This is a genomic window from Saccharopolyspora hordei, assembly GCF_013410345.1.
Classification (GTDB): domain Bacteria; phylum Actinomycetota; class Actinomycetes; order Mycobacteriales; family Pseudonocardiaceae; genus Saccharopolyspora; species Saccharopolyspora hordei.
In genome coordinates this window covers 5009114-5035736 of the sequence record NZ_JACCFJ010000001.1, presented here as the reverse complement: position 1 = coordinate 5035736, position 26623 = coordinate 5009114, and the positions used below count along the sequence as shown (strand labels likewise).

Annotated in this window: 19 protein-coding genes and 1 tRNA gene; 13 read left to right on the top strand and 7 right to left on the bottom strand. The window is 71.7% G+C overall.

Going from position 1 to position 26623, the window contains the following annotated elements:
• Nucleotides 1–56 precede the first annotated feature (56 nt).
• On the top strand, nt 57–1310 hold the full coding sequence (locus tag HNR68_RS23030) for a M14 family metallopeptidase (RefSeq protein WP_343050346.1): 1254 nt from the start codon (nt 57–59) through the stop codon (nt 1308–1310).
• A gap of 19 nt (nt 1311–1329) precedes the next feature.
• Here HNR68_RS23030 and HNR68_RS23025 read toward each other — a convergent pair whose 3' ends face one another.
• Both HNR68_RS23025 and aceE read right to left on the bottom strand, forming a co-directional pair.
• On the bottom strand, nt 1330–2391 hold the full coding sequence (locus tag HNR68_RS23025; protein WP_179723824.1) for an isocitrate/isopropylmalate dehydrogenase family protein: 1062 nt from the start codon (nt 2389–2391) through the stop codon (nt 1330–1332).
• 306 nt (nt 2392–2697) lie between these two features.
• Nucleotides 2698–5466, bottom strand: coding sequence for a pyruvate dehydrogenase (acetyl-transferring), homodimeric type (gene aceE, locus HNR68_RS23020; RefSeq protein WP_179723823.1), 2769 nt, complete (start codon nt 5464–5466; stop codon nt 2698–2700).
• Nucleotides 5467–5759: 293 nt separating this feature from the next.
• Here aceE and HNR68_RS23015 point away from each other — a divergent pair, with 293 nt between their 5' ends.
• From HNR68_RS23015 to HNR68_RS22995, 5 genes are all read left to right on the top strand, one after another.
• Nucleotides 5760–6194: a DUF3052 family protein gene (locus tag HNR68_RS23015; RefSeq protein ID WP_179725407.1), complete on the top strand. Its 435-nt coding sequence runs from the start codon at nt 5760–5762 to the stop codon at nt 6192–6194.
• Between the two features lie 112 nt (nt 6195–6306).
• On the top strand, nt 6307–6771 hold the full coding sequence (locus HNR68_RS23010; protein ID WP_179723822.1) for a peroxiredoxin: 465 nt from the start codon (nt 6307–6309) through the stop codon (nt 6769–6771).
• A 99-nt stretch (nt 6772–6870) separates the two neighbouring features.
• Nucleotides 6871–6942: transfer RNA gene (locus HNR68_RS23005), tRNA-Val, on the top strand.
• Between the two features lie 786 nt (nt 6943–7728).
• A complete protein-coding gene (locus HNR68_RS23000; RefSeq protein ID WP_246330519.1) occupies nt 7729–8523 on the top strand; it encodes an OBAP family protein in 795 nt (264 codons plus the stop codon).
• A gap of 143 nt (nt 8524–8666) precedes the next feature.
• On the top strand, nt 8667–9146 hold the full coding sequence (locus HNR68_RS22995) for a TspO/MBR family protein (RefSeq protein WP_179725403.1): 480 nt from the start codon (nt 8667–8669) through the stop codon (nt 9144–9146).
• On the opposite strand, the gene HNR68_RS22990 is transcribed toward HNR68_RS22995, so the two are convergent.
• On the bottom strand, nt 9139–10509 hold the full coding sequence (locus HNR68_RS22990; protein ID WP_179723821.1) for a cryptochrome/photolyase family protein: 1371 nt from the start codon (nt 10507–10509) through the stop codon (nt 9139–9141). The two genes, HNR68_RS22995 and HNR68_RS22990, sit on opposite strands and share 8 nt — an antisense overlap.
• A 116-nt stretch (nt 10510–10625) precedes the next feature.
• On the opposite strand from HNR68_RS22990, the gene HNR68_RS22985 reads away from it, so the two are divergent.
• The 4 genes from HNR68_RS22985 (at nt 10626) to HNR68_RS22970 (ending at nt 14255) form a co-directional block, all read left to right on the top strand.
• Nucleotides 10626–12140 carry an SDR family oxidoreductase gene (locus tag HNR68_RS22985; RefSeq protein ID WP_179723820.1) on the top strand — a complete coding sequence of 505 codons (1515 nt, stop codon included), beginning with the start codon at nt 10626–10628 and terminating at the stop codon, nt 12138–12140.
• A 7-nt stretch (nt 12141–12147) separates the two neighbouring features.
• Entirely contained in the window at nt 12148–12471 is a 324-nt protein-coding gene (locus tag HNR68_RS22980) for a hypothetical protein (RefSeq protein WP_179723819.1), read from the top strand.
• Nucleotides 12472–13007: 536 nt separating this feature from the next.
• Nucleotides 13008–13730 (top strand): Clp protease N-terminal domain-containing protein, encoded by a 723-nt coding sequence (locus HNR68_RS22975; RefSeq protein ID WP_179723818.1) that lies wholly within the window; start codon nt 13008–13010, stop codon nt 13728–13730.
• A 75-nt stretch (nt 13731–13805) separates the two neighbouring features.
• Nucleotides 13806–14255 carry a GreA/GreB family elongation factor gene (locus HNR68_RS22970; RefSeq protein WP_179723817.1) on the top strand — a complete coding sequence of 150 codons (450 nt, stop codon included), beginning with the start codon at nt 13806–13808 and terminating at the stop codon, nt 14253–14255.
• 69 nt (nt 14256–14324) lie between these two features.
• Here HNR68_RS22970 and HNR68_RS22965 read toward each other — a convergent pair whose 3' ends face one another.
• A complete protein-coding gene (locus HNR68_RS22965) occupies nt 14325–17909 on the bottom strand; it encodes an indolepyruvate ferredoxin oxidoreductase family protein (protein WP_179723816.1) in 3585 nt (1194 codons plus the stop codon).
• Here HNR68_RS22965 and HNR68_RS22960 point away from each other — a divergent pair.
• Nucleotides 17908–18363, top strand: a complete 456-nt coding sequence (locus HNR68_RS22960; RefSeq protein ID WP_179723815.1) for an Lrp/AsnC family transcriptional regulator — start codon at nt 17908–17910, stop codon at nt 18361–18363. The two genes, HNR68_RS22965 and HNR68_RS22960, sit on opposite strands and share 2 nt — an antisense overlap.
• A gap of 67 nt (nt 18364–18430) precedes the next feature.
• Here HNR68_RS22960 and HNR68_RS22955 read toward each other — a convergent pair whose 3' ends face one another.
• The 3 genes from HNR68_RS22955 to ctaD form a co-directional block, all read right to left on the bottom strand.
• On the bottom strand, nt 18431–20068 hold the full coding sequence (locus HNR68_RS22955) for a sensor histidine kinase (protein WP_343050345.1): 1638 nt from the start codon (nt 20066–20068) through the stop codon (nt 18431–18433).
• A gap of 284 nt (nt 20069–20352) precedes the next feature.
• Nucleotides 20353–20943: a response regulator gene (locus tag HNR68_RS22950; RefSeq protein WP_246331337.1), complete on the bottom strand. Its 591-nt coding sequence runs from the start codon at nt 20941–20943 to the stop codon at nt 20353–20355.
• A gap of 379 nt (nt 20944–21322) precedes the next feature.
• Entirely contained in the window at nt 21323–23047 is a 1725-nt protein-coding gene (gene ctaD, locus HNR68_RS22945) for an aa3-type cytochrome oxidase subunit I (RefSeq protein ID WP_179723814.1), read from the bottom strand.
• 287 nt (nt 23048–23334) lie between these two features.
• Here ctaD and HNR68_RS22940 point away from each other — a divergent pair, with 287 nt between their 5' ends.
• Nucleotides 23335–25842: a multicopper oxidase domain-containing protein gene (locus HNR68_RS22940; RefSeq protein WP_179723813.1), complete on the top strand. Its 2508-nt coding sequence runs from the start codon at nt 23335–23337 to the stop codon at nt 25840–25842.
• The gene (locus HNR68_RS22935; protein ID WP_218888400.1) at nt 25839–26279 is read left to right on the top strand and encodes a CopD family protein; all 441 of its coding nucleotides are present in this window, start codon (nt 25839–25841) and stop codon (nt 26277–26279) included. The genes HNR68_RS22940 and HNR68_RS22935 overlap by 4 nt, the downstream gene beginning before the upstream one ends.
• Nucleotides 26280–26623: the final 344 nt, after the last annotated feature.

Genomic DNA, 26623 nt, shown 5'->3' with positions numbered 1-26623 from the left:
GTCGGTGATCGCACACGCCGAAAGGGGTCGACATGGGGCGTCTCGCGCGAAGCGCGGTGGTTCCGGTCGCGGCCTGCGCCCTGCTGGGGACGCCGGTGGCGTCCGCGCAGGAGCCGACCACCGGGCCGACGACCGGGTTCGAGCAGACCGACGGCAAGCGGTGGACGACACCCGAGGAGGAAGCCGAGTTCCTGCGGGCCGTCGACGCGGCCAGCGAGGACGTCACCGTCGAGCGGATCGGCGAGACCACCCAGCACCGCCCGGTGCAGCTGGTCCGCGTCGGTGCCCGGTCGGCACCCACGACCGTGCTGTTCACCTGCTCCCAGCACGGCGACGAGCCCTCCGGTCGCGAGGCGTGCCTGACCAGCATCCGCGACCTCGGCCTGTCCGAGGACCCGGAGGTGCGGTCGTTCCTGCGCACCACGAGCGTGCTGTTCGTGCCCAACGCCAACCCGGACGGCAACGTCGCCGACACCCGCGAGAACGCCCAGGGCCTCGACATCAACCGCGACCACGTCGCGCTGCAGTCGCCGGAAGCGCGGGCGGTCGCGCGGGTGATCCGGGACGAGCGACCGGTGCTCGTGCACGACCTGCACGAGTACGGCGCGAAACCGCCCTACTACGTCAAGGACCTCCTCGCCCTGTGGCCGCGGAACCTCAACACCGCGGAGGGCGTGCACGGCGAGTCGCAGCGGCTGTCCGAGGAGTACGTCCGGCCGGCGGTCGAGGACGCCGGGTTCTCCACCGGCACCTACGGCATCTGGACCGACCCGGAGACCGGCGAGCCGATCAAGCAGGTCGCCGGTGACGGCCAGGAGCGGATCCTGCGCAACACCGTCGGCGTCAAGCACGCCCTCGGCCTGCTGGTGGAGACCCGCATCGACCCGCTCACCGAGGAGGAGCGGGACGACCCGGCGGTGAACAACCGCCGCCGCGTCGACTCCCACCTCGCCGGCGTCCGCGCCACGCTGCGGATGCTGTCCGAGCGCCGCGACGAGATCCTGGCCGAGACCACCCGCGCCCGGCTGGCGGGCCTGCGTGACGAGGGCCCGGTCTACTTCGGCGGCGCCGACAACGAGCCGCCCACCGCGGACCAGGTCGACCAGGACCCGCCGTGCGCCTACCGGCTGACCGCCGAGCAGTTCCGCGAGGTCCGCGACGAGCTCGACCTGCACGGCGTGCGGAGCCTCCCGGGCCCGGACGGGTCGCGGGTGGTGCCGATGCGCCAGGAGGCCCGGTCCCTGGTGGCCCTGCTGCTCGACGCCCGCGGCCAGTTCCGCGTCGCCGACGCGGAGCCGCTGTCCTGCTGAGCCGAGCGGCGGTCGTCGCTCAGAGGCGGTCGATGACCGCGCGGGTCACGCCGTCGGTGCCGCACTCGGGCGTGCCGTCCGCCCGGAGCCGCACGGCACCGTCGGCGTAGGCGGCCGCCACCGCCGCGTCGATCCGCCGCGCCGTGGCGGTGGCCCCGACGTGCTCCAGCAGCATCACCGCGCTGCGGATCTGCGAGGTCGGGTTGGCCCGACCGGTCCCGGCCAGCGACGGGGCGCTGCCGTGCACGGGCTCGAAGTACGCCGCGGTGTCGCCGATGTTGCCCGACGGGCACGTGCCCAGCCCGCCGACCGTCGCCGCGCCCAGGTCGCTGAGCATGTCGCCGACGAAGTTCTCGGTGACCAGCACGTCGAAGTGGCCCGGGTCGGCGACCAGGTCGTGCGCGGCGGCGTCGGTGTAGCGGTGGTCGGCCTCGACGTCCGGGTACTCCGCGGCGACCTCGTCGAAGATCGCGCGGAAGAACGCGAAGCTGCGCAGCACGTTGCTCTTGTCCACGCAGGTCACCCGCCGCACGCCGTCCTTCGGCGCGCCCGTGCGCCCGCGGGCCAGCTCGAAGGCGTACCGGACGATCCGCTCGACGCCGACGCGGGTCATCAGCAGCTGGTCGCTGGCCGCGTGGGCGTTGCGCACCCCGCTGCCGCGCGAGAGGTACAGGCCCTCGGTGTTCTCGCGGACGATGACGTAGTCGACCGGGGAGCCGGTCTCCCGCACGCCGGGCAGCGAGCGGACCGGCCGCACGTTGGCGTAGGTGTCCAGGCCGGTGCGCAGCACACCGCCGAGCACGCCCGCCTCGGTGCCGTCCGGGTGCCGCACCTCGGGCAGCCCGACCGGTCCCTTGAGCACGGCGTCGTAGGTGGTCCGGAAGCGCTCCAGGGCGCCCTCGGCCAGCGGTGCGCCGGTCTCGGTGAAGGTCCGCGCGCCGCCGGGCTCGGCGGCGAACTCGATGGTGATGCCGTCGGCGGCCGCGGCCGCGGTGAGGACCTCCCGCGCGCTGCTCACCAGTTCCGGGCCGATCCCGTCGCCCTCGATGCACGCCACCAGCACCCGGCCAGTATGGATCATCCGCGCACCGGCACCCGCCGACCGTGCCGAGCGCCACGGTGCACGCAACTCCGGTGGGGGTCGCGTACCGACGTCGCCGCACCGGGCGCAGGAGCACCGCGGGACGCCGCTCGAGACCCCGTCTGGGCGCGCCGTGACTGCCTCGCACCGCACCGAGATCGCGCCGCACCGCGCCGAGACGGCGCGTCGGGACACACCAGGACCTCCGCTGGAGGAACCGGGACGCCCTCCGACGCGCCGTGACCGCCTTCGCCCTGGACGCAGCGAGGGGGTGCCTCCCGCCGGGAGGCACCCCCTCGCGTCCGGTCAGGCGTCGCCGGGGTCCGAGGTCTGCGGCCCCGCGGCCTGCACGTCGTCCAGGCGGTAGCGACGGGTCGCCTCGACCACCTTCGACCGGTCCACCTTCCCGGCACGCGCCAGCGCGGCCAGCGTGGCGACCACCGTGGACTCGGCGTCGACCAGGAACACCCGCCGCGCCGCCGGGCGGGTGTCGGAGAAGCCGAACCCGTCGGTGCCGAGGCTCACCATGTCGCCCGGCACCCACGGCCGGATCAGGTCCGGCACCGCGCGCATCCAGTCGCTGACCGCGACGACCGGTCCCTCGGCCTGCGACAGCGCCCGCGTCACGTGCGGCACGCGCGGCTCCTCCTCCGGGTGCAGCAGGTTGTGCCGGTCGGCGGCCTCCGCCTCGCGCCGCAGCTGCGACCAGGAGGTCGCCGACCACACGTCGGCCTGCACGCCCCACTCCTCGGCGAGCATCTGCTGCGCCTGCAGCGCCAGCGGCATGATCACGCCCGAGGCCAGGACCTGCGCCCTCGGCCCCGAGCCACCCGGCGCCGCCTGGTAGCGGTACAGGCCGCGCAGCAGCGCGTCGACGTCGAGGTCCGCCGGCTCGGCCGGCTGCTGGTAGGGCTCGTTGTAGAGGGTGAGGTAGTAGAAGACGTCCTCGGCGTCCTCGCCGTACATCCGCCGCAGGCCGTCCTGCACGATGTGCGCGATCTCGAACGCCCACGCCGGGTCGTAGGCGACCACCGCCGGGTTGGTCGCGGCGATGAGCTGCGAGTGCCCGTCGGCGTGCTGGAGGCCCTCACCGGTCAGCGTGGTGCGCCCGGCGGTCGCGCCGAGCACGAACCCGCGGGCCATCTGGTCGGCCGCGGCCCACAAGCTGTCGCCGGTGCGCTGGAACCCGAACATCGAGTAGAAGATGTAGATCGGGATCATCGGCTCGCCGTGCGTGGCGTAGCTGGTGCCCGCCGCGGTGAACGACGCGGTCGACCCGGCCTCGTTGATGCCCTCGTGCAGGATCTGCCCCTGCTCGCTCTCCCGGTAGGCCAGCATCAGCTGGTAGTCCACCGGCGTGTAGAGCTGGCCCAGCGGGTTGTAGATCTTCTGCGACGGGAACATCGAGTCCATGCCGAAGGTCCGCGCCTCGTCCGGGATGATCGGCACGAGCCGCGGGCCGACCTCCTTGTCCTTGGCGAGGTCCTTGAGCAGCCGGACGCACGCCATCGTGGTGGCGACCTCCTGCTTGCCCGAGCCGCGCTTGACCACCTCGTAGACCTTGTCGCCGGGCAGCACCAGCGGCTTGGGCTTCACCCGCCGCTCCGGCAGGTGCCCGCCGAGCTGCCGCCGCCGCTCCTGCAGGTACTGGATCTCCGGCGCGTCCGGGCCGGGGTGGTAGTACGGCGGCAGGTAGGGGTCGAGCTGGTCGTCCGGGATCGGGATGCGCAGGCTGTCCCGGAACAGCTTCAGGTCCTCCAGGGTCAGCTTCTTCATCTGGTGGGTCGCGTTGCGCCCCTCGAAGTGCGGGCCGAGGCCGTAGCCCTTGATCGTCTTGGCCAGGATCACGGTGGGCTGGCCGTGGTGCTCGGTCGCCGCCTTGTAGGCCGCGTAGACCTTGCGGTAGTCGTGCCCGCCGCGGCGCAGTCCCCAGATCTCGTCGTCGGAGAGGTGCTTGACCATCTCCTTGGTGCGCGGGTCGCGGCCGAAGAAGTGCTCCCGGACGAAGGCCCCGTCGTTGGCCTTGTAGGTCTGGTAGTCGCCGTCCGGGGTGGTGTTCATCAGGTTGACCAGGGCGCCGTCGCGGTCGGCGTGCAGCAGCGCGTCCCACTCCCGGCCCCAGATCACCTTGATGACGTTCCAGCCGGCGCCGCGGAAGAACGCCTCCAGCTCCTGGATGATCTTGCCGTTGCCGCGCACCGGCCCGTCCAGCTGCTGCAGGTTGCAGTTGACCACGAAGGTGAGGTTGTCCAGTCCTTCGTTGGCGGCCACGTGCAGCAGCCCGCGGGACTCCGGCTCGTTCATCTCGCCGTCGCCGAGGAACGCCCACACCCGCTGCTGGCTGGTGTCCTTGATGCCGCGGTCGTGCAGGTAGCGGTTGAACCGGGCCTGGAAGATGGCGTTCATCGGGCCGAGCCCCATGGACACGGTGGGGAACTCCCAGAAGTCCGGCATCAGCCGCGGGTGCGGGTAGGACGGCAGCCCGCCGCCGGGGCCCGCGTGGGAGTACTCCTGGCGGAACCCGTCGAGCTGGTCGGCGGTCAGCCTGCCCTCCAGGAACGCGCGGGCGTAGATGCCGGGGGAGGCGTGGCCCTGGATGTAGAGGTGGTCGCCGCCGCCCGGGTGGTCCTTGCCCCGGAAGAACCAGTTGAACCCGACCTCGTAGAGGCTGGCCGAGGACGCGAACGAGGAGATGTGGCCGCCGACGCCGATGCCCGGTCGTTGCGCCCGGTGCACCATCATCGCCGCGTTCCAGCGCATCCAGGCGCGGTAGCGGCGCTCGGTCTCCTCGTCGCCGGGGAACCACGGCTCCTGCTCGGTGGGGATGGTGTTGACGTAGTCGGTGCTGGTCAGCGACGGGACTCCGACTCCGCTCTCGCGAGCGCGCTGGAGCAGGCGGAGCATCAGGTAGCGCGCCCGCTGCTGCCCGTTGGCGGACAGCACCGCGTCGAAGGACTGCAGCCACTCCTCGGTCTCCTCCGGATCGATGTCCGGCAGGTGGGAGGCGAGTCCGTCCCGGATGACCCGCACCCGCTGGGTGGGGACTGCACCGGCGTCGTTGTTGAGCGGGGACAAGGGAACTCCTCGACTGCGTCGTGGCTGTGGCAGGGTGTTCAGGCAGTGATGTCGAACACTCTCATCGTCCCTCATGTCCGCAACGGATGTGTACACCGACGGCGGTCGCGCCGCCGACCAGGCTGTTGGTAGGGGGTTTCCCGGTCTACAGTCATGGCCCTGACCGTTGCTGCGGCGTGTCGTGCAGAGAACAGTTGCGCCGGTGGCGGTTGGCAGTGTTCGCTATCGGCCATGTCTGGAAGGTGTGCGGCGCCGTGAGTGCCGCACCGGTGCATTGGAGGAGTGAGCAAACCGTGGTCGCCGCGGGAGACGCCGGTAAAGGCGAAGCCGACGTCGCCGAGAGGCTCGACATCGAGCCCGATATGGTTGTTCAGGAAATCGGCTGGGACGAGGATGTCGACGACGATGTCCGGGCCGCGATCGAGGAGCGTTGCGGGAGCGACCTGCTCGACGAAGATGCCGACGAAGTGGTCGATGTCGTGCTGCTGTGGTGGCGCGAAGACGACGGCGATCTGACGGACACGCTTCTCGACGTCATGACGCCTCTGTCCGACGAAGGGGTCATCTGGGTGCTGACCCCGAAGACCGGCCGGGAGGGTGCGGTCGACCCGGCCGACATCACGGAAGCGGCCACGACGGCGAACCTCGCCCAGACGGCCACCGTCACCGTCAGCGACGGGTGGAAGGGCACCCGCCTGGCCTACCGCTCCACGAAGGCCAAGCGCTGACGGCCGAGGACGTCCAGCACGTGGGCACCGGTCACGGCATCGGTGCCCACGTTCGTCTGTGCGGTGTAGGTTCGGCGAGGAACCAGGACACGTCGAACAGGAGGGTTCGTCCATGACGGTCGAGGTCGGTGCGCAGGCCCCGGACTTCACGCTGCCGGACTACAACAAGGAGAAGGTCTCGCTGGCCGACTTCCGCGGCAAGAAGAACGTGCTGCTGGTGTTCTACCCGTTCGCGTTCAGCGGGATCTGCCAGGGCGAGCTCTGCCAGGTGCGTGACGACCTGAGCGAGTTCCAGAACGACGACGTCCAGGTGCTCGGCGTGTCGGTCGACTCCCCGTTCGCGCTCAAGGCGTGGGCGGACAAGGAGGGCTACACCTTCCCGCTGCTGTCGGACTTCTGGCCGCACGGCGAGGTCGCCAAGGCCTACGGCGTGTTCAACGAGACCGCCGGCATGGCCAACCGCGGCACCTTCCTGATCGACACCGAGGGCAAGGTCCGCTTCGCCGAGGTGAACCAGCCGGGCGAGGCCCGCGACCAGAACGTCTGGAAGAAGGCCCTGGCCGAGCTCAAGGCCTGACGGCCCGAGGGTGGCCGACCGGGTGCCCGCAACGCCCCGACCTGGGGGTAAGGTGTCGGCGGTGATCAGCCGACCGGTCCCGGTCCGGCCACCACCTGAGGGCGCATAGCTCAGCGGAAGAGCACTTGCCTTACAAGCAAGGGGTCGTAGGTTCGAACCCTACTGCGCCCACGTCTCTGACCTGCAGTCCCGCAATCACCGCACACCGCCGGGGCGGTGCCGTGGGTTCACACGCGGTGCGGATCGGTCGCCCGCACCCTTCGGCTCGGCGGTCACAGGCCTTCGACGAACGTGGGTCGCCTGTCCCGTGCCCGCTGGCGCACCCGGAGGGCGTCCGCGCACTCGGGCAAAGTCGTGCCACTCGCGGGCGCGGTCCACCCTCGTCATCTCTGCGGGCGGACGAGCCCGTGCGTGCGTGGGGGTCGTGAGTGCTCGAACCGCCTCCAGCCGGTTTCCGCACTCACGACCCGCACGGCACCGAGCTCGACGAGCGCGACGGTGTTGCGTGCCACGGTCGCGTGATCACGGGAGCGCTGCCTCGACGGCGCATGTCCTTCGTCCTGCGGGCGGGTGCGAGCACCCCGGTTCCACGCCTTCCAGGCACGACCCGCTCGCACCGCGAAAGTAGCAGGTCGGCGACCCGGTCACGAACACGTAAGATCGGATCGGACCCGCGTGAGCGATCACCAGGAGCACCCGCTCGCGACGATCTTTGGAACTGCAGGTCAACGACCTCAACAATCGCCTGCCCTGTCACCGGCCATCAGCGCCGGTCACCGTTGAGGCCGCACCAGGCCGTGCCACTCCTCGCTGGGGACTCCCTGTCACCGGCCACCAGCGCCGGTCGCTGTTGACGCGGCAGCGCGTGCGTGGGGGTCGTGAGTGCTCAAGCCGCCTGCAGCCGGTTCCTGCACTCACGACCCCTGCGGTGGTGATTGGTTCGCCAGGTGGGTGGGTATGCCGTTGGTCATGTTCCTGCACGGCAAGCGACGCCCGCGGCGCACTGGTGAGCTGGCTCGGGTCTTCGGCGCCGGTCTGGTCGCCGGGGCCACGGCCGCGGTGAGCGCCATGTCCAGTCGCAAGGCGGTGACCGCCGCGAAGGTCGGCACGGGGCACCCGGTCAAGCACCGGGCGCTCGACCTGGCGGCCGGTGCGCTGCAGCCGAAGTACCCGCTGGACGCCATGAACACCTACCTCAACGGCTTCCACATGTACGCCGACGACATGGGCCGCCAGGTGGAGGCGACGCACTTCTGCATCCACCTGCGCCCCGACCTGCACCAGTGCGTGATCTTCGACCGGAACGCGCCGGACGCGCGGCTGATCGGGATCGAGTACATCGTCACCGAGGAACGCTTCCGCGAGCTGCCCGACGACGAGAAGCGCCTCTGGCACAGCCACCACTACGAGGTCAAGTCCGGGGTGCTGGTCGCGCCGGGCGTGCCCGAGCTGGCCGAGCACGCCTACTTCACCGACCTGGTGAAGACCTACGGCAAGACCTTCCACACCTGGCAGTACGACCGCGACGACTTCCCGTACGGGATCCCGCAGCTGATGATGGCCTTCACCGCGGACGGGCAGACCGACCAGGCCCTGGTCGACGCCCGGGACCGCGAGCTCGGCACCTCCGCGGAGCGCAAGCGCCAGAAGCGGGCGGACATCCCGGTGCCGGACCTGGTGCCCGGGGCCAACCCGTGGGAGAGCGGGCGGTCCCTGCAGACGCGCCTGGAGGAGGTCGACTTCAAGCGCTAGCCCGATCCTCCCGCCACGCTGGTCGAGCCACTGCGACCGGCCACCACCGCTGGTACACCTACGGGCACGGCCGATGGGGGGGAGGCGACCACGGCCCACGTCCCCGACCGCCCGAGCAGAGGAGGTGCGACGTGTTCGCCCAGATGAGGTGCACGGTGCGGGAAGCCGTCGTCGCCGCGGTGGTCGTCGTGGCCGCGGTGGCGCTGGTCGCGGTGGTCGGGTCGCTGTCCGCCACCACGTCCGCCGAGCAGTTCACGATGCTGCAGCGCCCGTCGTGGGCGCCGCCGCCGTGGCTGTTCGGTCCGGTGTGGACCGTCCTCTACGTCCTGATGGCGGCGGCGGGGTGGCGTGCCTGGTGCGCCGGTCCGGGACGGGCGCGCGGCCAGGCGATGGCCTGGTTCGCGGCCAACCTGGTGCTCAACGCCGCGTGGACGCCGCTGTTCTTCGCGCTCGGCCAGCGCACCACGGCGCTGTTCGAGATCGTGCTGCTCGACGTCGTGGTCGTGGTGACCACGGTGCTGTTCTGGCGGCGCGACCGGCTGGCGGGCGCGCTGCTGCTGCCCTACCTGGCCTGGTCGCTGTACGCCACGGCGCTCAACGGCGCGATCGTGGCGCTCAACTGACCCGCGACGTGCCGACCTTGGCCGCGCGGAACCGCGCGTTGGCCGCGTCGACGTCGACGAGCGGGGCCGGGTAGCCGAGCCGCTCGAGGTCCTCGGGGTCGATGCGGCGCGGGTCGTGCAGCGCCTTCGCCGGGAGCTCCTTGAGCTCCGGCACGTAGCGGCGGACGTAGTCGCCGTTCGGGTCGTACCGCTCGGCCTGGCGGATCGGGTTGAGCACCCGGTAGGGGCGGGTGTCGGTGCCGGTCCCCGCCGTCCACTGCCAGTTCATGTTGTTGTTGGCGATGTCGCCGTCCACGAGCAGGTCGAGGAAGTACCGGGCGCCGAGGCGCCAGTCGATGCCCAGGGTCTTGGTCAGGAAGCTCGACGTGATCATCCGGGTGCGGTTGTGCATCCAGCCCTCCCGGGCGAGCTGGCGCATGCCGGCGTCGACGATGGGGATGCCGGTGCGGCCCTCGCACCACGCCCGGAACGACTCCTCGTCCTCGCGCCACCGATCGCCCCGCGGGCGGTAGTCGTGCTGGGCGGCCCGGGGACGGGCGGCCAGCACCTGGTGGTGGAAGTCCCGCCAGGCGAGCTGCCGGACGAACGCGCGCTCGGGCTCGCTGTTCCCGGCGCGCTCGACGAGCTCCACCGGGGACAGGCAGCCGAAGTGCAGGTACGGGGACAGGCGGGACGTCGCGTCGGCGGCGAGGTCGTCGTTCCCCGAGTCGTAACCGGCGATGCCGTCGTCGAACCACTCGTCGACGAGCTCCCGGGCCCTCGACTCCCCGCCCTTGGCGATGTCCGGTGAGGTCTCGCCGGGGCACAGCTCCGAGCGGGACGGCAGCTTGCCCACCCGCACCTTGGGCATGCGCAGCGACTCCGGCACGTCCACGGTGCGCCGCAGCGGCGTCTCCGCCCAGCGGCGGAAGTACGGGCTGAACACGGCGAAGTGGTCGTTGCCGGTCGGCACGAGGTGGCCCGGGGCGTGCGCAGTCACCACCGCGTCGTGCACGACGAGCGTGCGGTCGCGCGCGTCCAGGGCCTTGCGCAGGGAGTCCTCGCGGGCGTGCGCGAAGCCGGTGACGTCGGCGGCGATGTGGACCTCGCTCGCGTCGACCTCGTCGGCCAGTCGCGTCACCTCGGCCGCGGGGTTGCCGGTGCGCACCACCAGCCCGGCGCCGAGCTCGCTGAGCGCGTGCTTGAGGTCGCGGAGGCAGTCCAGCAGGAAGGCCGTCCTGTTCGGACGCATGTAGTCGCTGCGGATCACGCCCTCGTCGAACACGAACACCGGGACGACGCGGTCCGCGCGTGCCGCGTGCCGCAGGACCGGGTTGTCGTGCACCCGCAGGTTCCGGGTGAACAGGCAGATCGCGGTGCGCATGGGCCTCGACCTCGCTTCCCACCGGATCCAGCCAGGTTAACAACGCCCGAGCGAGGTCACCGGTTCGCGCGAGCCCGCCCGGCATGGCCGCGCGGGGCGCGGGTACCCGAGAGCGGATGGGAAGCGGCGGATCGTTGTGCCTGGTCACCGGGGCCACCGGCTACGTGGGCGGGAGGCTCGTGCCGCGCCTGCTCGCCGGCGGCCACCGGGTGCGGTGCCTGGTGCGGACGCCGGAGAAGCTGCGCGACGTCCCGTGGCGCGACCAGGTGGAGGTGGTGCGCGGCGACCTGCTGGACGAGGAGGCGGTGCGCGCGGCGTGCGAGGGCGCGGACGTCCTGTACTTCCTGGTGCACTCCCTGCAGCAGAAGGGTTTCGGCGACCTCGACCGGCGGGCCGCGGACATCGCCGGGCGGGCCGCGCAGCAGGCCGGGGTGTCGCGGATCGTCTACCTCGGCGGCGTGCACCCGCCAGGGCAGCTGTCCGAGCACCTGCGGTCGCGGGCCGAGGTCGGGGAGCAGCTGCTGCGTAGCGGGGTGCCCACCGCGGTGCTGCAGGCGGCGGTCATCATCGGCTCCGGCTCGGCCAGCTTCGAGATGCTGCGCTACCTCACCGAGCACCTGCCGGTGATGGTCACGCCCCGCTGGGTCACCAACCGGGTCCAGCCGATCGCGGTCCGGGACGTGCTGCACTACCTGGTCGCCGCGGCGGACCTGCCGCCCGAGGTCAACCGGTCCTTCGACATCGGCGGCCCGGACGTGCTGACCTACGCGGACATGATGCGCACCTACGCGGCGGTGGCCGGGCTGAAGCGCCGGCTGATGATGCCGGTCCGGGTGCTGTCGCCGAAGCTCAGCTCGCTGTGGATCGGCATCGTGACCCCGGTGCCGCGCAGCATCGGGGCGCCGCTCATCGAGTCCTTGATCCACGAGGCCGTCTGCGCCGAGCACGACATCGACGACCACCTGCCGCGCCCGGAGGGCGGGCTGACCCGGTTCGCCGACGCGGTGGCGCTGGCACTGGGCAAGATCCAGCACGGCGAGGTGGAGACGCGGTGGTCCGACGCCTCCCCGGTCGACGCCCCGTGGGACCCGCTGCCGTCCGACCCCGGCTGGTCCGGCGGCACCGTCTACCGCGACGAGCGCGAACGCCTCACCACCGCGTCGCCGGCCGCGGTCTGGCGCGTGGTGGAGCGCATCGGCGGGCGCAACGGCTGGTACTCGTTCCCGCTGCTGTGGGCGGTGCGCGGCTGGATCGACCGGTTGCTCGGCGGTGTGGGCTTGCGCCGCGGGCGGCGGGACCCGGAGCGCCTGCGCACCGGCGACGCGCTGGACTGGTGGCGCGTGGAGGACCTGGAGGAGGGCCGGTTCCTCCGGCTGCGGGCGGAGATGAAGGTGCCGGGGCGGGCGTGGCTGGAGCTGTCGGTGGCGCCCGCCGGTCAGGGCACGCGCTACCGGCAGTGCGCGGTGTTCATCCCGCGCGGCCTGCTCGGCCACCTGTACTGGTGGGCGGTGGCGCCCTTCCACGGGCTGGTCTTCGGCGGCATGGCGCGCCGCATCGTCAGCGCGGCGACCGGGCGGGGCGGGACGCGGAGCCGGGTGGTGCGGTTCCGCGGCCGGGCGGCTCCGGGATGATGGGCGCGTGGTCGAGGAGCGGTACGAGGTGGAGGCGGCGGCCGACGAGCTGGCGCGGCTCGCGGCGGTGACGACGGGCGGCGACTGGCGCGTGGGCGGACTGCTGGCCACGCGCCCGGAGGTCATCGCGCACGTCGGCGAGGGCGCGACCGAGCACGTCGCGGAAGCCCGCGCCGGCACCGCCCGCTGGATCGCCGCGCTCTCACCGGCCCTGGCCGCGCCACTGGCCGAGTGGCTGCGGTCCGCGGCCCGCGCCGACCGGCTCGACCCGGCGGCGCTGGCCTTCGCCCGCGAGCTCCGCCGCAGGCTCGGCACCGGGCGGGAGGCGTAGGGAGCCGGCACTGGTGGCCGGTGACAGCTCGACTCCGCACTCAAGGCGCTCCGACGCGACGAGCCTCGATGGGGACCGGCGCTGGTGGCCGGTGACAGTTCATCGAGCGCGGCACGCCGTATCCGGACGAGCCGTCGGGCCTCAATGGGGGCCGGCGCTGGTGGCCGGTGACAGGGCAGGCGCTACCGCGACTACAGCGAACTGCTCATCGGGCCTCAATGGGGACCGGGGCTGGTGGCCGGTGACAGGGCAGGCGTTTTCTGAGGGCACTGACCTGGGGTTTCACAGATCGTCGCGAGCGGGTCCGATCTGTGATCGCTCGCATGGGCCCCGCATGGTCTTACCTGTTCGCCTCAGCGTCCTGACCTGCGGTTTCGAGCTGCGAGCGGTCCGCGCCTGGACGGCGTCGAACCGGGGTGCTCGCGTCCGCCTTCACGGTCAGGAGGCACGTGCTCCGTCGAGCCGGCGGAGTTCGACCACAGACATCCGTCAACCCGCCGTTGACGCTCAAGCGTCGTCAACCTATGGTTGACGCCATGAACGAGGTGAGGATCTCCGACCACGTGTCGTTGGACGAGTTGATCGCGGCGATCAAGAAGGTGCACGACGACGAGCTGGAGCAGTTGTCCAGCGCCGTCGTCGCCGGGGAACACCTGGGGGAGGTCGCCGACCACCTGATCGGCCACTTCGTCGACCAGGCCCGGCGGTCCGGGGCGTCCTGGACCGAGATCGGCAAGAGCATGGGCGTGACCAAGCAGGCGGCGCAGAAGCGCTTCGTGCCCAAGACGCCCGACCTGGACCCGAGCCAGGGCTTCAGCAGGTTCACGACCCGCGCCCGCAACGTCGTCGTGGTCTCCCAGGAGGAGGCCCGGAAGGCGGGGAACGCCGAGATCGGGACGGAGCACCTGGTCCTCGGGCTGCTCCGGGAGGCCGACGGGCTGGGCGCCAAGGCCATCACCGCGCAGGGCGTCTCGCTGGACGCCGTGCGGGAGGCGGCCGTGGCGGCGCTGCCCGCCGCCGTCGACGAGGTGCCGCACCTGATCCCGTTCGACGCCGACGCCAAGAAGGTGCTGGAGCTGACCTTCCGGGAAGCGCTGCGGCTCGGGCACAACCACATCGGCACCGAGCACGTCCTGCTGGCGCTGCTGGAGCACGAGGCCGGGACCGGGCTGCTCTCCGGCCTGGGCGTCGAGAAGGGGGCCGCCGAGCAGAACATCACCGCGGCGCTGGCCGAGATCACCGGCGGCGCCGCGCAGTGACAAGGTCGAGTTGTGCCCGCGGGTCCCGGAGCCGAGCATCAGCTGCGGGAACGGCTCCACGGGGGAGGAGCGGCGATGGCTGGTGCGGACCCGGACACCCGGGCGCGCTTGGCGGAGGAGATCCGCTCGCTGCGCGCGCGGCGGAAGCGGCTGGTCGACGAGATGGTGCAGAGCTCGGGGCCGGGTGACAGCGCCGACGCCTCGCAGGAGCTGCAGGGCGGGGACGAGGTCGCCGCGATCGACGACCGCATCGCCGCGCTCGAGGACCTGATGGCGGGCATCGACGTGCAGGGCCTGGCGCCGGGCACCGAGGTCGTGGTGCGGGAGGCCGACGGGTCGGAGCAGACCTACAAGCTCGTGGCGATCCCCGAGCAGACCCGGGCCGGCGAGGAGGACATCACGGTCACCTCCGACAGCCCGCTGGGGATGGCGCTGTCGCGCGGCAAACCGGGCGAGACCGTCCACTACCCGACGCCGGACGGGGAAGCCGCGGTCGAGGTGCTCGAGGTGCGGCGACCGAGCTGACCGATCCCGGTCGCACGGCGCGGCCCCGGCGTCCCGGGCGGGCACGCCGGGGCCGCACACCCCCAGGGCTCAGGCCGCGCCGACCGGTGCGGCGTCCCGGGAGGCGAGCAGCTCCTGCTGCTTCGCGCGGTAGGCCTCGACGGTGGCCAGCTTGACGTCCTCGTAGCCGCGGACCATGTCCGGAAGCTCGGCCAGCTCCCGCAGCGCCGGGTGGTCGCTCTCCAGCGCCTGCTCGACGACCTCGCGGTACTGCTGCACCAGCTCGCGCTCCACTCGGCGCACCCGGGCGCGGCCGAAGGGGTCCAGGCGGGTGCCGCGCAGCTTGCGCATCGCGCGCAGCAGCCGGAAGACGTGGCGGAACCACGGACCCAGGCTGATCTTGCGCTTCATGCCCAGCGCGCGCAGCACCGGCGGGTGCAGCTGGAACGCGAACCGGGAGCCCTCGCCGAACTGGGCCTCCAGCTCGGCCTGCAGGCGTTCGTCCAGCGACAGCCGGGCCACCTCGTACTCGTCCTTGTAGGCCATCAGCTTGTGCAGGTTGCGGGCGACCGCCTCGGCCACCTCCGCCGAGCTCCGGCGCCGGACCCGCTCGACGAACTCCGCGTAGCTGCGGGCGTAGGCCTCGTCCTGGTAGTCCACGAGGTCCGGGATGCGGACGTCCAGCAGCCGCGCCAGCTCCGAGCCCTCCTCGGCGGCGACTAGGGCCCGCACCCGCTGCGCGGCCGGGCTCGGCGCCGGCGGCTCGGCCGGGGCCGGGGTGATCTCGGCGCGCAGCGCCTCCGGGTCGGCGACGGCCTGGCGCCCGCGGCGGAACGCCTGGACGTTGGCCTCCACCGCGGCGCCGTTGAGCTCGATCGCCTGCTCGATGGCCTCGGCCGACAGCTGCAGCGCACCGGCCTGGTAGGCGGCGCCGAGCTGGAGGACGTTGGCGAACTGGTCGTCGTCGAACAGCTGCTCCGCCAGCCCGCGGGCGTCCAGGTAGACGGCGCGCGCGGTGGCCTCGTCGAGCGCGGAGCGGATGCCCTCCTGGGCCGGGAACGCGACCTCGGTGTCCACCACCATCCGGCCGGTCGGCACCTCGGTGGTGGACACCACCGCGGTGGTCCGCTCCGGGTCGGCCGCGGCCAGGTGCGTCGGGTCGGCGGCCACCAGCAGGTCGCAGCCCAGGTAGACGTCGCACTCACCGGCGGCCAGCTTCGGCGCCTGCGCCACCGGCTCCGAGGTGATCTTGAGGTCGGAGACCACCGCGCCGCCCTTCTGCGCCAGCCCGATCTGGTCCAGGGTGCGCACCTGGCGGCCGTCGATCACCGCGGCGGTGGCCAGCACCTGCGTCACCGTGACCACGCCGGTGCCGCCGATGCCGGTGATGCGGACGGTGAAGTCGCCGTCGCCGCGCTCCGGTTCGGGCAGCGCGGACGCCGGCAGCGGGCTCACCTGGCGGTGCGGGCGGCGACCGCTGGGCACCACGGTCAGGAACGACGGGCAGTCCCCGGCCAGGCAGGAGTAGTCGACGTTGCAGGACGACTGGTGGATGCGGGTCTTGCGACCGAACTCGGTGGCCACCGGCTGCACCGACAGGCAGTTGGACTTCGCGCCGCAGTCGCCGCAGCCCTCGCACACCCGCTCGTTGATCATCACCTTCGTCGCCGGGGTCGGCTGCTTGCCGCGACGGCGCTTGCGGCGCTTCTCCGCCGCGCACTCCTGGTCGTGGATGAGCACCGTGACGCCCGGGACGGCGGCCAGTTCGGCTTGCGCGTCCAGGAGTTCGTCGCGGTGCCGGACGGTCACGCCGCGGGGCAGCCGGCCGCGCAACCGCTCCGGCGCGTCGCTGGTGACGACGACCTTCGACACCCCTTCCAGCAGCAGCATCTCGGCGATCTTGCCGACCGGCAGCGCCCCGACCGCGTCCTGGCCGCCGGTCATCGCCACCGCCGAGTTGTGCAGCAGCTTGTAGGTGACGTTGACGCCCGCCGCGACCGCGGCGCGGATGGCCAGGCTGCCGGAGTGGGTGAAGGTGCCGTCCCCGATGTTCTGCACGAAGTGCTCGGTGCTGACGAACGGCGCCATGCCGATCCACTGCGCGCCCTCGCCGCCCATCTGCGTGATGCCGACGACGTCGCCGACCTGCTCGGGGTCCATGAACAGCGCCATCGTGTGGCAGCCGATGCCCGCGCCCACCACGGTCCCGTCCGGCACCTTGGTTGAGGAGTTGTGCGGGCACCCCGAGCAGAAGTACGGGGTGCGGGCCAGCAGCGGCACGGAGATCCGCTCGCGCCGGCGCCGCCGGCGCCAGGCCTCGACCTGCGGGACCTCGCCGTGCGCGGTGAGCCGGTCGGCCAGGCCGCGGGCGATCCGGTCCGGGTCCAGCTCGCCGAGCTCGGTGAACAGCGTGCGGCCGTCGGGGGTCTTCTTGCCGTGCACCTGCGGGGCGTCCGGGAGGCCGTAGAGGACCTCCTTGATCGCCGGTTCCAGGAACGCCCGCTTCTCCTCGACCACCACGATCTCGGTCAGCCCCGCGGCGAACTCCCGGACGATGCCGGGCTCCAGCGGGTGGATCGCGCCGAGCTTGAGCAGCCGGATGCCGTAGCGCTCGAGGTCGGCCTCCTCCAGGCCGAGGACGCGCAGCGCCTGCCGGAGGTCCAGGTAGGACTTGCCCGCGGTGACGATGCCGATCCGGTCCGCGCGGCCGGACCGGACGACCTGGTTGACGCCGCTGGCCCGCAGGTACTCCAGCGCCAGCGGGATCCGCACGTTGTACAGGCTGTTCTCCAGCCCGGCGAGCTCCGCGCCGAGCAGCCGGGCGCTGGGCCGGTGCGAGTAGGCCTCCGCGCGCATCTCCGGCGGGGCCCAGTCCGGGGTGACGGTCGCGGTCCCGGCCGCGTCCGCGACGTTGGCGACCACCTTCAGCGCCGACCACAGGCCGCTGGCGCGCGACAGCTCGACCGCGTGCCGCCCGAAGTCGAGCAGGTCCTGCGAGTCCGCGGGGAAGAACGTCGGGATGTGCAGGTCGGCCAGGGCGGCCTCGGAGGCGGCGGGGACGGTGGAGGACTTGGCGTTCGGGTCGTCGCCGACCAGCGCGACCGCGCCGCCGCGGGGGTGCGTCCCGGCCATGTTGGCGTGCCGCAGGGCGTCACCGGCGCGGTCCAGGCCGGGCGCCTTGCCGTACCAGACGCCGAGCACGCCGTCCGGGCGCTGGGTGCCGAGGCGGTCGGCGAGCTGGCTGCCCAGCACGGAGGTCGCGGCCAGCTCCTCGTTCAGGCCGGGCTGGTGGACCACGTCGTGCTCGGCCAGGAGCTTCGCGCGCCGGGCCAGCTCCAGGTCGAACCCGGCCAGCGGGGAGCCCTCGTAGCCGGAGACGAACACCGAGGTGCGCGCGCCCGCGCGACGGTCCAGCCGGACGCGGTCGAACAGCATCCGCACCAGCGCCTGCACTCCGGTCACGTAGACCGTGCCCGCGTCCCGGAGGTAGCGGTCGTCCAGCGTGAAGCCGGCCATCTCGAACTCCTTCGTTGCCGTGCGCTTCGTGATCGCCGCCACTCCATCCCACCGGACGCGCGGCACGCAACACCGGGCCCCGCCACGAGCGCGAGCACGCAAACTTCGGTCGCTCCAGCCCTTCCGTGCCGCCGGATTTTGCGTACGATGCCTGCGCATGGCCGAAGCGACGCTCGATGCGACCGACCACGAGATCCTGGCGCTGCTGCGCGAGGACGCCCGCCGCACGCTGTCGGACATCGCCTCGCGGGTGACCCTGTCCACGGCTGCGGTCAAGCGGCGGATCGACCGGTTGCAGGAGCTGGGCGTGATCCTGGGCTACACCGTCCAGCTCGACCACGCCAAGCTCGGCGCGTCGGTGGAGGCGTTCATCGAGCTGCGCTTCCTGGGCACCAGCGGGGTGGACGAGATCGTGCAGACCACCACGCGGATGCCGGAGGCGCAGGCGGTGTTCACCATCGCCGGGGACCCGGACGCGCTGGTCTGGGTGCGGGTGCGGGACATGGCGCACCTGCAGCGCACCATCGACGAGATCCGCCGCAGCCACCGCGTGACCAGCACCAAGACGCTGATCGCCCTGGACTCCTGGCAGCGCGGCCGCACGTCACCGTGACCGGGCCGCTCCGGTCCCCCGAGAGCGACCGGAGCGGGCGGCCGGGGAGCGGCCCTCGGGGGGATCTTCAGGACACGGGGGCCGACCACAGCACCCGGGTCCCGCCACTCGCGACCCCTTCCACCGTGCACCGCCCCGCGGCGTCGGCGGCGCGCTCGGCCATGTTCCTCAGACCACTGCGCTCGACTGCGCTCGGGATGCCGACGCCGTCGTCTGTGACGTCGATGACCAGGTCGTGGTCCAACGTGACCGTGATCGACAACTCGCTCGCCTGGGCGTGGCGCACCGCATTGCTGACCGCTTCGCGGACCACCGCCTCGGCGTGCTCGGCGAGCGCCACCGGCACGTCGAGCGGCCCGGACATGCTCACCGTCGTGCGGATCGCCGTGCTGGCCGTCAGCTCGTTGATGATGGCCTGCAGCTTCGGGCGGAGCCGGACCGTGGACGGTGTGCCGGTGTGCAGGTCGAAGATCGCCTCGCGCACGTCCTGGATCACCTCGTGCACTTGGTTGATGTGTTCGTCCAACCGGTCGGCGAGGTCGGGCGACTTCGTACGACGGCGGGTGCTCTGCATGGCCAGGCCGGTCGCGTACAACCGCTGGATGACGTGGTCATGGAGCTCGCGGGCGATGCGGTCGCGGTCGGCCAGGACGTCGAGTTCCCGCCGCGCGAGCTGTCCTTCGGCCTGCTGCAGGGCCAACGCGGCCTGGTCGGCGAACAAGGAGACGACCAGGAGCTGGTGCTCCTCGAAGGCGAGCGCCCCGGACGTGCGCATCGCCACCAGCACGCCGGAGATCTTCCCCTCCGCGCGCAACGGCACTGCGAGCGCCGGGCCGAACTCCACGACGTCGCGGCCTGGATCGATGCGCAGGCTGCGGACGTTGCGGGGGATCCGCTCCCGGAAGACCTGGCCGACCGTGGAACCCGCGATGGGGATCCTGCGCCCGGTCATGGCCCGAGCGTCCAGGCCGGCACACGCGGTCACGATCAGCTCGGTGACCTCAGAGGGGTCCTCCTCGGGATCCTCCGGCACCGCGATCACAGCGCAGTCCGCGTCGGTCAGCTCCAGGGCGCGTGCGGCGATCAGGTCCAAGGCGTCAGCCGGATCACTGCCTGCGAGGAGCTTCGCGGTCACCTCACCACTGGCCTCCAGCAGCTGTTCCCTCCGACGGACCTCCTCGAACAACCGGGCGTTCTCCACCGCGACGCTCGCGGCGCTGGCCAACGCCTGCACCACGGCCTCGTCGTCCTCGGTGAAACCCCCGCCGCCGCGCTTGTCCCCCAGGTAGAGCCTTCCGAACACCTCGCCGCGCGCCCGGATCGGAACGCCGAGGAAGGTGCGCATGTGGGGGTGGTTCGGCGGAAAGCCCACCGACTCCGGATGAGCCGTCACGTCGTCGATGCGCAGCGGCTTGCCCTCGTCGATCACCGCACCCAGCACCCCCAGGCCACTGGGCGGCGAGCCGATGCGTTCTCGGGTGGTCTCGTCCACGCCTTCGTACACGAACCGGCCGAGCCTGGCGTCCTGACCGAGCACGCCGAGCGCGCCGTAGCGGGCGTCGACCAGGTTGACCGCAGCGTGCACGATGCGCCGCAGCGTCGCATCCAGCTCCAGCCCGGCCGACACGGCGAGCATCGCCTCCACCAGCTCGTCCGAGCGGTCCCGGACCGACCCCGCCGGCTCGCGCCGTTCCTCGCCTCCCACGTGCAACTCCCTCACCACCGCCTCACCCGCGGTGCACCTCCCGATGGGCTCCCCCTGGTCGGCCTGAACGCCATCGTGACATGCGCACTCGGACGGTGGGCACCGCCGCTGTCCCCGGTCACCGAGGTGCCGGCCACGCGCGGACGACCGCGAGGGCTCGTCGGCAGCGGACGGTGGCCGCAGACCGCCTCCCGGGGCGGCCGGACTCGCTCGTACCGTGGCACCGCGCCGGGCTTCGGAGCGGTGTGGTCGTGGTGGACGCACCGGGTGGTAGCCGAGGTCGCTCATCCGACGGTGCGGTGCAACTGGCTCTGCAGCCGGGCAGCCATCACCGCGGCTTGGGTGCGGTTCTTGCCCAGCTTGCCCAGCAGGCGGGACACGTAGTTCTTCACCGTCTTCTCGGACAGGAACATCCGCGCGGCGATCTCCCGGTTGCTCAGCCCCTCTCCGAGGTGGCTGAGCAAGACGCGTTCCTGCTCGGTGAGCTCAGCGAGCGGCCCCTGCCGATCTGCTCCGGCGCGCAACCGCGCGAGCACCGCCGCGGTGGCCCGGCTGTCCAGCAGCGAACCCCCTGAACCGACCGTGCGGATCGCCGAGAGGAGGTTCGCGCCCTTGATGTCCTTGAGCACGTGACCGGCAGCCCCGGCCAGGATCGCTTCCACCATGGCCTGCTCGTCGGCGTAGGAAGTCAGCATCAGGCACTTGAGCTCGGGGAGCGTGGACCGCAACTTCCGGCACAGCTCCACACCGCTGGTGTCGGGCAGCCGGACGTCCAGCACGGCCACGTCCGGTCGCACGGCCGGGATGCGCACCAACGCCTCGGACGCCGAGCAGGCCTGTCCGACGACCTCCAGGTCGGGCTCGTCGCCGAGCATCTCAGCCACACCGCGCAGCACCACCTCGTGATCATCGACGAGGAAGACCGTGATGACGCGCGGGTCTCGGTACGCCTCGGTGTTCACGGGCCCAGGCTAGGAGCGTGCACGACCGGGTTTCACTGGGACCAAGGTCATGCTCGGAGCGGACCAGAGTCACTCGTGGCAAGCGACGACGGTCGGCGACGTGGCGGCCGGCGGTCCCTCGGCAGGGCACGGGAACACCGGCCGCCCCTCCTGCCGCGCACGCGCAGATCCCGGTGATCGCTCCAGCAGCGCGGGCCCGCCACGAGGAGGACCCCCGCTCAGCCACCAGCGCCACCACCGACGAGCGCTCGGCTGCGCGGCGACGCCGAACACGTCTGCCGAGCCGCGCCCGTCACCGGCTCCGCTCGAGGGATCCCCGGTGCAGCGCCTTGCCGGTCAGGCTGACGTGGGATTCCAGTCGACTCCGTTCGCTCATGTGCGGGTAGTGCAGGTCGAAGGCCGGGCGCTCGGAGCGGATCCGAGGCAGTTCGAGGAAGTTGTGCCGTGGCGGCGGGCAGGAGGTCGCCCACTCCAGCGAGTTGCCGAATCCCCACGCATCGTCCTCAGTGACCACGTCCCCGAACCGGTAGCTCTTGAACACGTTCCAGATGAACGGCAGCGTCGAGGCGCCGAGCAAGTAGGCGCTGGCCGTGGAGATCTCGTTGAGCGTGGTGAAGCCGTCGGAGGCCAGGTAGTCGGCATAGCGGCGCGGCATGCCCTCGTTGCCCAGCCAGTGCTGCACCAGGAAGGTGCCGTGGAAGCCGATGAACGTCAGCCAGAAGTGCAGCTTGGCCAGGCGTTCGTCCAGCATCCGTCCGGTGATCTTGGGGAACCAGAAGTAGATCCCGGCGAAGGTGGCGAACACGATCGTGCCGTAGAGCACGTAGTGGAAGTGCGCGACCACGAAGTAGGTGTCCGAGACGTGGAAGTCCAGCGGCGGTGCCGCCAGCAGCACGCCGCTGAGCCCACCGAAGAGGAAGGTGACCATGAAGCCCACCGAGAACAGCATCGGCGACTCGAAGGTCAGCTTCCCCTTCCACATGGTGCCGATCCAGTTGAAGAACTTCACACCGGTCGGCACTGCGACCAAGAACGTCGCGAAGGAGAAGAAGGGCAGGAGAACGGCGCCGGTGGCGTACATGTGGTGCGCCCACACCGTGACCGACAGCGTCGCGATCCCCATGGTCGCCCACACCAAGCCCTTGTACCCGAAGAGGGGCTTCCGCGAGAACACCGGGATGATCTCGGAGACGATCCCGAAGAAGGGCAGTGCCAGGATGTAGACCTCGGGGTGACCGAAGAACCAGAAGAGGTGTTGCCACAGCACCACCCCTCCGTTGGCGGGGTCGAAGACGTGCGCCCCGAGGTGCCGGTCGGCGAGCAGGCCGAGGCCTGCCGCGGTCAGAACCGGGAAGACCATCAACACCATGATGCTGGTGATCAGGATGTTCCAGGTGAAGATCGGCATCCGCCACATCGTCATCCCGGGGGCCCGCAGGCACACCACTGTGGTGATCATGTTGACTGCCGCCAAGATCGTGCCCAGGCCCCCGACGGCCACGCCGACGATCCACAGGTCGGCACCGACACCCGGCGAGTGGACCGCGTCCGACAACGGCACGTAGGCGAACCAGCCGAAGTCCGGAGCACCACCGGGGGTGACGAACCCGGACACCGTGATCAGGCCGCCGAAGAGGAACAGCCAGAACGAGAGGGCGTTCAAGCGGGGGAAGGCGACGTCTGGCGCCCCGATCTGGAGGGGCAGCACGTAGTTGGCGAAGCCGTACACGCTCGGCGTCGCGTACAGCAGCAGCATCACCGTGCCGTGCATGGTGAACAGCTGGTTGTACTGCTCGTTGGACAGGAACTGCAAGCCGGGTCGCGCCAGCTCACCGCGCATGAGCATCGCCATGGCCCCGCCCAGCAGGAAGAAGGCGAAGGTCGCGACCAGGTACATGATGCCAAGCTGCTTGTGGTCGGTCGTGCGCAGTGGCCGCAGCAGGCTGCTCTTCCCGCTGCGGTGCTGGCGCTTCGGAACTGGGCTGGGGGCGATCGGCGTTGGGGCTGTCGCCGTCACGGTCTCTCCTCTTCCAGTGTTCGGGTCCAGCCCAGTCTTTTCTCCAGCGACACCACCGCTGAAGAGCCCGCAGTACTCGTGATCGGTGACGGAAGTCCTCTGCGAGGTGTGCCGTGTGCCCTCGTGGGGGCAGGCCCGTTCGGCACCGACTCCGGTTGCTTCGGTCCCTGCGGATGAGGACCTCGAGTCCTGGTGGACCGCGTCCTCGTCGGGCCATCGTGTCCCGGGTCGCACCGGTCAGCGTGTCCGGACCAGCCCGCGCAACGGACTCAGGACTGAGGAGGGACATGAGCCGAGTGATCGGCGTGGAGGAGTTGAACCGGTCCGGGAAGCGGTTCCGCGGCCCGCTGCTGGTCTGGGGGAACGTGTTCGTGCTGGGATGGCTCGGCATCGCGGCGCTGTTGGTCCTCCTGCACGACGAGCTGGGTGTGCCGTGGTGGCTGGCGTTGCACGTGCTGCTGCTCGGTGCCGTCACGAACGCCGTCGTGATCTGGTCGGAGCACTTCGTGACGACGTGGTGCCGCGCACCCGACCCACCGGAGCGCCGGGTGAAGGTCGGGCTGTCCGTGCTCAACCTCTCCGTCGTGCTGGTGCTCGTGGGAGTCGTCGCTGACTGGCACTGGGTCTCCGGGACCGGAGCCGGCGGGGTGTCCCTCGTCGCGATCATCCACGGCGTCCACGTGCGACGGCTCAGGCGCCGGGCCCTGGCCACGCGGTTCGGGCACCTCACCGCCTACTACGTCGCCGCGTCGATGTCGCTGGCCGCCGGGGGGACGCTCGGCGGGAGCATGACCGCGGGTGGCATGGGGTGGTACCCGCGGTTGTGGGCGGCGCACGTGCACCTGAACCTGCTCGGCTGGGTCGGCCTGTCGGTGCTCGGGACGTTGCTCGTGCTGCTGCCGACTGCGCTGGGCGTGCGAGTGCGACAGGACGTGGAGGTCTGGGCGCGCCGCACCTGGTGGCTGCTCGTCACGGCACTGGTCGTGGTGAGCGTGGGTGCCCTCCTGGCCACCACGTGGTTGGTGATCACCGGACTGCTCTGCTACGGGGCCGGTGTCGTCGCGCTGCTGGTTCCACTGCGCACGGGTGGGCTCCGCCGAGCCGTCCGTCGACCGGCACCGTGGTTCCTGGTCTGCGCCGTGGTGTGGCTGCTCGTCGCGCTGGTGGTGGAAACCGGGTGGCTGCTGCGCTCGCCGGACAGCCTGTCGCTCGTGATCGACCGGCTGTTGCCGTTGTTGGCGGTCGGTTTCGCGGCCCAGGTCCTGGTGGGCGCGCTGACCCAGCTGCTCCCGGTGGCCCTCGGTCGTGGTCCGGTCGAGAGCCGCCGCATCGCTGCGGTGCTGCAACGCGGATGGCCGTTGCGGCTCGTCGCCACCAACGCGGCGATCCCCTTGCTCGCGTTCGACCTGCCCAGGCCGGTCTCGGTAGCCGCGTGGGGACTGGAGATCGTCAGTGTCGGCTCGTTCGTCCTGGTGGCGCTGTCGGTCGCGGCTCCGGTCGCCTACCGCGGCGCGTCGCCAACCGCCGGTCGGGGAACGGGCGCTGTGCCCGGGATCGCAGCGGGACTCGCGGTGACGCTGGTGGCGGTGTTCTTCGCGGTGAGCGGGGGCGAGCAGCCCGAGGCGGCCGGCCCGGCTCAGACCGTGGACGTCACGTTGGCCAACATGCGGATCGAGCCCGCCGTGGTCACCGTCGCGGAGGGCACCCACCTCGTGCTCCGGGTGACGAACCGGGACGCCATGGCACACGACCTGCGGTTGGCCGACGAGGCGGCGACCGAGCGGCTGGCGACCGGCGAAACGCAACTGCTCGACGTCGGGGTGGTCCGCGAGCCCCTGGCGGGGTGGTGCACGGTCGCCGGGCACCGCGCCGCAGGCATGACCATGGAAGTCCGCACCGCTGGCAGCGGCGAGCCCGCTGTGCACGACGTCGAGCGCGCTCCTGTGCCGAGCGCTGACTGGCGACCGAGGGACGCGACACTGCCTCCGGCAGACGCGACGACCGTGCACCGGGTCGAACTGCACGTCACCGAGCAGCTGCTGGAAGTCGCGCCGGGCGAACGGGAGCGACGGTGGACCTTCGGAGGCACGGTGCCCGGGCCCACGCTGCGCGGGAAGGTCGGGGACCGGTTCGAGATCACCCTGGTCAACGACGCGACCACGGGGCACAGCATCGACTTCCACGCCGGTTCGCTCGCGCCGGACGGCCCGATGCGCACGATCGAGCCCGGTGAGCGGCTGGTGTACGCCTTCACCGCCGAACGCTCCGGGGCGTGGCTCTACCACTGCTCCACCGCGCCGATGTCGCTGCACCTGGCCAACGGGATGTACGGGGCCGTCATCATCGACCCTCCCGACCTGGCGCCGGTGGACCGCGAGTACGTGCTCGTCAGCGGGCAGCACTTCGACGGTGCGCCGGACGACGACGAACTGCTGGACAAGATCCGGCGAGGCAGTCCGGACGGGTGGTCCTTCAACGGGATGCCGTGGCAGTACGACCACGCGCCGCTGACCGCCGAGGTCGGCCGACGCGTTCGGTTCTGGGTCATCAACGCGGGTCCGTCGGACCCGGTGAGCTTCCACGTCGTCGGTGGTCAGTTCGACACCGTCTACGCGGAAGGCGCATGGCTGCTGCGTCCCGGCGCGAGCGGCGGTTCGCAGGCGTTGGACCTCGCACCAGCGCAAGGCGGTTTCGTCGAACTGACCTTCCCCGAACCAGGTCGCTACCCGTTCGTCGATCACGACCTCCGCCACGCCGAGAACGGCGCGCACGGTTACGTGGGAGTGCGGCCGTGATCGACGTCTGGGTCGTCGTCCGCTTCCTGCACGTCCTGGGTGCGGCGCTCTGGGTGGGCGGGCAGATCACCATCAGCCTCGTCGCACTGCCGGTGGTGCCCACGTCGCTGGCCCTCCACCAGCGCGCCGCTGTGGTGACAGCCGTCGGGAGGCGGTTCGCCCGGATCACCACGACCGTCTTCGTCCCGCTCCAGAGCACCACCGGAGTGCTGCTGGCGTGGCAGGCCGGCGTGACCTGGCAGTCGCTGCTGGAGCCGGGGTACGGCCGCGTCCTGGTGGCGAAGCTCGTCCTGTTCGTCCTGGTCATGGTGGCCGCGTCGATGCACGGCACCCTGCATCGCGCGAAGGCGCCGAGGGCGGCCAAGGCGGCCTCCACGGCGGCTCTCGTCGGCTCGCTCGGAGTCGTGCTCCTGGCCACGTGCTTGGTGCAGGCGTGACGGACGGGTGCGCCGCCGGAGCACGGGCACGGCGCCGCGGACGACCAGCACTGGGGCAGCGCGACGGCAACCGCCGTCCGGTCCGCTCGTGACCCCGGTCCCGAGGGGGAGCTCCCGGTCACATCGGTGGCCCCTCGGCTCGAGCCGCGGGGCGTGGCGGGCCCGTCCGCCCTCGCCGCACCGACCCGCAACGCCTTCGGACTGCCCGGCCGGACCGTCGCCGCAGTCGGTCGCACCGTGATGAGGACTTCGTTCCCGGCGCTGGCGCTCGGGAGTCCCGCCCACACCCGGTGTGCTCCGCGGGAGGGGGAGACGAGGAAGTGCCGGCCGAGTGCCGGTCCACG

Excerpts from the sequence above, each read along its gene's own strand:
- HNR68_RS23025 (WP_179723824.1), bottom strand. The coding sequence starts at position 2,391 with ATGATCCATACTGGCCGGGTGCTGGTGGCGTGCATCGAGGGCGACGGG.
- HNR68_RS22975 (WP_179723818.1), top strand. The coding sequence starts at position 13,008 with ATGAACGAGGTGAGGATCTCCGACCACGTGTCGTTGGACGAGTTGATC.
- HNR68_RS22970 (WP_179723817.1), top strand. The coding sequence starts at position 13,806 with ATGGCTGGTGCGGACCCGGACACCCGGGCGCGCTTGGCGGAGGAGATC.
- HNR68_RS22960 (WP_179723815.1), top strand. The coding sequence starts at position 17,908 with ATGGCCGAAGCGACGCTCGATGCGACCGACCACGAGATCCTGGCGCTG.
- HNR68_RS22990 (WP_179723821.1), bottom strand. The coding sequence starts at position 10,509 with ATGCGCACCGCGATCTGCCTGTTCACCCGGAACCTGCGGGTGCACGAC.
- HNR68_RS22940 (WP_179723813.1), top strand. The coding sequence starts at position 23,335 with ATGAGCCGAGTGATCGGCGTGGAGGAGTTGAACCGGTCCGGGAAGCGG.
- HNR68_RS22950 (WP_246331337.1), bottom strand. The coding sequence starts at position 20,943 with ATGCTCGGCGACGAGCCCGACCTGGAGGTCGTCGGACAGGCCTGCTCG.
- HNR68_RS22995 (WP_179725403.1), top strand. The coding sequence starts at position 8,667 with ATGAGGTGCACGGTGCGGGAAGCCGTCGTCGCCGCGGTGGTCGTCGTG.
- HNR68_RS23000 (WP_246330519.1), top strand. The coding sequence starts at position 7,729 with ATGCCGTTGGTCATGTTCCTGCACGGCAAGCGACGCCCGCGGCGCACT.
- HNR68_RS23010 (WP_179723822.1), top strand. The coding sequence starts at position 6,307 with ATGACGGTCGAGGTCGGTGCGCAGGCCCCGGACTTCACGCTGCCGGAC.
- HNR68_RS22965 (WP_179723816.1), bottom strand. The coding sequence starts at position 17,909 with ATGCGCAGGCATCGTACGCAAAATCCGGCGGCACGGAAGGGCTGGAGC.
- HNR68_RS22985 (WP_179723820.1), top strand. The coding sequence starts at position 10,626 with ATGGGAAGCGGCGGATCGTTGTGCCTGGTCACCGGGGCCACCGGCTAC.